Raw genomic sequence first — 5,806 nt, 5'->3', positions numbered from 1 at the left:
TCTGTTGTCACGTAAATTGCATGCCTTACGTATCTACTGCAATATGGCGTTTACCTTTTCCATACCCTTTCTCTTTAGCAGTATCTCTGTGTTTGACACTTTGTGCATCAATTATGCAGAAGCTGGTTTTTTCTTTCCGACCATTGTTTCGTCGGACCTCGCCAACTATTTTTCTAGCGCTAGAATACTTTCTTTATTTGTGTCCTGTCCACTTCTTGAAGTAATCATAACAGCTTTGGAAATTCTTTCGGTAACATTCCACATTGGCAACCACTTTTCAAAACATATCCAATACTTCACAAAATACATCCCACATTCCTTGGTTTTGTCTTCTTTCAATAAGATTCAAGCTCTGGCAATATGATCGTGAACTGCTCTTTACTTACATCGCTTGGACTTATATTCTTTTTATACATTCTTACCTTTTCTTTTAGATCGCGTACAGGTTCTAAAAAAAATGACATGAACTACCTACCTTAGGTTGGGTTGGCCAACCCCATATTTTTCTAGCTCGTTTCTTAAGCTACTTCATCTCGATGTTTTGCATGGGTATTTGATGGTGTAACCAGTTTACTTAGGATTTCATCCCTTGGTCCTATAGCATAAACCATACCATCAGACATTAAAATTACTTTATCCACCACAGATAATAAAGGTAACTTATGTGTTATCACAATAACAGTAGTATTGCGTTGTCTTGCAGCATTAATTGCGTTTATTAAACATGCCTCCCCGTTACTGTCCAGATTTGCATTTGGCTCATCCAGCACTAAAAGCTTTATATTGCCATATAAAGCTCGAGCAAGACCAAGTAACTGTTTTTGGCCACCAGAGAGTGTAATGCCAAAATTCCCTATAATTGTATCATATCCATTTGGTAAACTGAGTATCATTTCATGTATACCAGCAGCTTTTGCTGCTGCTATTATTTCTTCTGCATTTGAGTCGGGCCTCATACGTGCAATATTAGCTTTTACGCTGATATTAAATAACTCTATATCTTGAGGTAAATAACCAATATACTTACCAAAATTTTCACGGTTCCAAGTATAAACATCTGCACCATCTAACCGTACTACACCAGATATAGGTTTCCATACTCCGACAATGAGCTTGGCTATTGTAGATTTACCAGAAGCGCTAGCACCAATGATACCAACCACATCTCCTGGCTCTATCAATAATGATAGACCTTTTATCGTTGGCTTGTTACTTCCATACGGAGTAAAAAATACTCTATTAAATTCCACTTTTCCCTGTGGCTCAGGTAAAGCCATAGCTTGCTCTCTTTTTGGTGATGTTAATATAAGTCTTTGTAACCTTTTATATGACATCATGGCCTGGTTAAAAAACTTCCACGTGTTAATTGCTACGTCAAAAGGTGCTAAGACTCTACCCATTAGGATTGAAGCAGCTATTATACTACCAGCAGATTTATACGCTGTTATCGCAAGATAAGCACCAGTTCCTATGACTGATATCTGCAAAGTTGAACGCAAAAATTTTGTTATTCCAGTTATTATATTTGAACGATTTTGTGCTTTAGTTTGCATTGCACGATTCTGATCATTGAGTTTGCACCAATCAGAAACTATATATTCAGCCATACCCATAGCTTCAACTACTTCTGCATTTCTGGTTGCGATATCTATAGCATGAATATTACGTATAGTTTCTTCATGTGTTTCTAGCAGTATTCGTTTAGTAGCAATTTCGTTTAATATTGCTACAGAAACTAATATTATTACTCCTGCTATTGCAATAAATCCTGTGGATGGATGTATCATAAAAATTACGACTAAATAAATTAATGACCATGGAGTATCAAATAGTGAAAATACGCTATGTCCTGTAATAAAATTTTTTATTGCTGTGAGATCACGAATTGCTTCACCACTTGAAGTTGCACTCTGTATAGATGTTAATCTGATAGATCTTAATATAAGATCTGGCACAATATTTTGATCCATCCAATCTCCAATTTTTGTCATAGCTAAATATCTGCAAGTTTCTAGCATTGCAGAGCATGCAAATGCAACTAGGGTAATAATTGTGAGCATAAGCAATGTTTCTTTGCTTCCACTTGATATAACTCGATCAAGTACTTGGGAAGTATAGAGTGGTAAGAATAGTATGAGTAAATTGATTCCAGAGCTAAACCAGAAAATAAACCAAAATGCACTTTTGCATTTTTCAAGACATGTATGTAATACGCTCTGCTTTAATTCTCTTTTAGCTGACTGTGTAATCTCCATAATTTTTCCTTTTAATAAGTTTACTATTAAAGTTTTACTTAACGTAAATGTAAGAGTAAAGAATTAAGAAACTTAAAGTTGAAAATAAATCAAGATGAATTACTATATTTTAAGTATTGTATTTTAAATGTGAAAGAGTCAAAATGTTTATTCGTAACAATTGCTGGGTTGCCCAATGCTGGTAAATCTACCCTGATCAATAGTATAGTGGGTAAAAAAATTGCAGTTGTGACACCTAAGCCACAAACTACACGTACACAGATACGAGGAATCATAATATATAACAATACCCAAATTGTTTTTACTGATTCTCCAGGGCTCTTTACTGCAAAAACTATCCTTGAAAAATCACTTGTTAAATCTGCATGGTCAGCAATTAAAGGTAATGATGTCACGCTTTTGCTTGTTGATGCAACTAATTATAAAGAAAAGGTTACTGATATAGTGAAGAGATTACGATGCAGATGTATTTTGGTTATAAACAAGATTGATTTAATAGATAGACCTACTTTGAAGAGAACATATGAATTTCTCGGTGTATTATATAACTTTGAAAAGATTTTTATGGTATCAGCATTAAAGAATGATGGGCTTTTTGATTTAATACATTATCTTTCTGACATTGCTCCTGATAGTCCATGGTTTTATCCTGAAAACCAGTCTACTGATTTATCAAATAGTTTTATTGCAGCAGAGATCACAAGAGAAAAATTATTCTTAAATTTATACGAAGAACTTCCATATGCTACAGCAGTAGTTACTGAACAATATATGGAGAAAAAGGATAAAAGTTTAATTATAAAACAAGTGATTTTTGTTTTAAGAAATAGCCATAAAAAAATAATTTTAGGGAAAGATGGAAATAACATTAAAAAGATAGGCATAGAAGCACGTCATGAACTAGAGAGATTTTTTGAATGTCAAGTCCATCTTTTTTTGTTTGTTAAAGTGAGATGCTGGAGTGATCGTCCAGAAGAGTATATTGGTAATGTTTAAATCATTATTAGTATTTGATATTGAAACTATACCAGATGTAAGTTACTGTAAAAACTTATTTAATATTAGTGATGATCTTAGTGTAGAAGCAAGAAGAGACCTGTTAACTAAATATCATCTTGAAGTTACAGGTGGAAAAAATGACTTCTTACGTCAACCTTTTCACCAAGTCATAGCTATTAGTTTTTTACTATGCAGTATTAGTTATAATAATGGGTATGAAATTTTTAGCTTACAAGAAATTAGATCTGGCGGTACATTGCATTCTTGTGAAAAAGAGTTAGTAAAGGGGTTTTTTAACTATATAGCAGAGAAAAAGCCTAGACTAGTAACATTTAATGGACGTACTTTCGATATACCTGTACTTAAATATCGTGCTATGGTACATGGTATTCAAGCAGAATATTTTCATAAAGCTGGAGATAAATGGAATAGTTATAATAAAAGATATAGTAATGATTGGCATTGCGATTTACTTGAATTACTTTCTGATTTTGGTGCATCTGCAAGAATGAAAATGAACGAAATCTGTGCAGCATTTAATCTCCCTGGTAAAATTGCTGTTGATGGGTCGAAAGTTGTTAGTTTATATGATGATGGTAAACTAGAAGAAATTAGAGATTACTGTGAAACAGATGTAGTGAATACTTATCTTATTTATTTAAGATTTATGCACCATCAAGGTAAAATTGCCACTCATAACTATAATAAATGTGTAGAAGAGTTACTTTTAATGTGTGAAGAAAAGGAACATCTACAAAAATTTAAGGAAGAATGGGAAACAGTTTGTAATGGGGTTTTTTATATTTAAAGTCTGTAGACGAGTGGGCTGTAACAGGGTAGAACTGCCAACTGTATCTATCCACAAAATTGGCTTTTTAAGAAGAAGTAATTTGTTGGAATTTTGTAGTTGACATGGTATAGGAAATTTGTTACCCGTTTTATTACGTAACACATAAATAGTGTTATATGCTACATTAATAGTATGGGGTAATTATGTGTAATAATATCAAGAGTAACAAAACACCAGGGTTACAGCATGGAACCACGAACAGTCATGTTCTAGCTCAATGCCTTCTTATCAGCCAGAACAAGGACTTGAATTTGATTATAGATTAGTAACACATCCTACTAGCGATAAAACTTTAACACAACAAATTCAAGATGTTGCTATTGAAGAAACTACTAAACCTATTGCGAAAGAAAGGAAAAAAGTGTAGATAAGTAAACCTTTTGCGATTTATTGGTTTTTTAAGTTCTTTATAGCAGGCAGAAATGGAGCAAAAAAATTCTTGCTCCATGATTCTTCATTTTCGTTAGAAGTCTCCCATTCCTCCCCCCATAGGAGCAGCAGAAGTATTATTGTTTTCCTCAAGAATCTCGACTACCATATTGTTAGTAGTAATGAGCTGACTTGCAGTAGATACAGCTACTTCAAAAGCAACACGTACTACTTTTAATGGATCAATTACACCAGCTGTAAATCCATTAGCATAATTCATAGCTTCAACATTATATATAAGATCCCTATCATTTTGTTTGAGCAGGTGGTCAACAATTACGGCATGTTCAAGACCAGCATTTGCAACTAACCTTCTGATTGGTGCACTGAGAACCCTTTTAATAACATTTATACCTATTTGCTCTTCATCATTATTACCTTTTAATTTATCAAGTGCAGCTGCAGCATAGAGTAACGCAACACCACCACCAGGTACTATTCCTTCTTCTAAAGCAGCCCTAGTTGCATGTAATGCATCCTCAGCTCTGTCCTTACGTTCTTTAGCTTCCATTTCTGTTGCACCGCCAACTTTAATTACTGCTACCCCACCTGCTAATTTTGCTAAACGTTCTCTGAGTTTTTCTTTGTCATAATCAGATGTTGAAGCATTAATCTGGGAATTAATCTGAGTCATTCTTTTTCCTATTGCATCTGAGTTACTATTTTCATTAGAAATTATAGTATCTTCCTTAGTAATTATAACCTTTCTTGCACTACCAAGATCTGTAAGAGGTACCTCTTCAATCTTTACTCCTATGTCATCACTTATCACATTTTTAGCACCAGTTAAGATTGCTATATCCTGCAATATATCTTGTCTACGATCTCCAAAACCTGGAGCTTTTATTGCTGCAATTCTTAAACTACCACGCAATTTATTCAAAACTAGAGCTGTTAATGCTTCATCTGTAACATCTTCTGCAATAATCAGCAGAGGTTTACCAGATTTTACTACAGCTTCAAGAATAGGCAACAAAGGCTGTACGATACTTAATTTCTTGTTTGTAATTAAAATATATGGATCATCAAATTCACAAATCATCTTCTCATGATTTGTCACAAAATGATGAGAAATATATCCACGATCTAGTTTCATACCAAGAGTAAAGTCAACCTCTAATGCTTGAGAGCTTTTACCTTCTTCCACAGTAATTACACCTTCTTTTCCCACTCTCTTGACAGCATCAGCAATACTTCCACCTATTTCCCTATCACCATTTGCAGAAATAGTTGCAACTTGTTTCACTTCATCCGTTTTATCTGAAGTAATAAT

Annotated in this window: 6 protein-coding genes; 3 read left to right on the top strand and 3 right to left on the bottom strand. The window is 33.9% G+C overall.

The genetic code is table 11. The features are described from left to right. Window positions 1–335 precede the first annotated feature (335 nt). Window positions 336–464 (bottom strand): hypothetical protein, encoded by a 129-nt coding sequence (locus BIY23_RS05380; RefSeq protein ID WP_261722486.1) that lies wholly within the window; start codon window positions 462–464, stop codon window positions 336–338. 54 nt (window positions 465–518) lie between these two features. Further along, complete coding sequence (locus tag BIY23_RS01540) at window positions 519–2,255, bottom strand: type I secretion system permease/ATPase (RefSeq protein WP_070064790.1); 1,737 nt, start codon at window positions 2,253–2,255, stop codon at window positions 519–521. Window positions 2,256–2,384: 129 nt separating this feature from the next. On the opposite strand from BIY23_RS01540, the gene era reads away from it, so the two are divergent. The 3 genes from era (at window position 2,385) to BIY23_RS05195 (ending at window position 4,471) form a co-directional block, all read left to right on the top strand. Continuing rightward, a complete protein-coding gene (era, locus tag BIY23_RS01535; RefSeq protein WP_070064858.1) occupies window positions 2,385–3,251 on the top strand; it encodes a GTPase Era in 867 nt (288 codons plus the stop codon). Further along, the gene (locus tag BIY23_RS01530) at window positions 3,244–4,062 is read left to right on the top strand and encodes a 3'-5' exonuclease (RefSeq protein ID WP_070064789.1); all 819 of its coding nucleotides are present in this window, start codon (window positions 3,244–3,246) and stop codon (window positions 4,060–4,062) included. The genes era and BIY23_RS01530 overlap by 8 nt, the downstream gene beginning before the upstream one ends. Before the next feature lie 259 nt (window positions 4,063–4,321). Next, window positions 4,322–4,471, top strand: coding sequence for a hypothetical protein (locus BIY23_RS05195; RefSeq protein WP_186820128.1), 150 nt, complete (start codon window positions 4,322–4,324; stop codon window positions 4,469–4,471). Window positions 4,472–4,567: 96 nt separating this feature from the next. Here BIY23_RS05195 and groEL read toward each other — a convergent pair. Beyond that, the coding region (gene groEL, locus BIY23_RS01525; RefSeq protein WP_261722485.1) for a chaperonin GroEL at window positions 4,568–5,806 on the bottom strand (1,239 nt) is incomplete at its 5' end.

This window comes from Wolbachia pipientis (assembly GCF_001752665.1).
GTDB classification, from domain to species: Bacteria; Pseudomonadota; Alphaproteobacteria; order Rickettsiales; family Anaplasmataceae; genus Wolbachia; species Wolbachia pipientis_A.
This window is presented reverse-complemented; position numbering and strand designations above follow the sequence as displayed.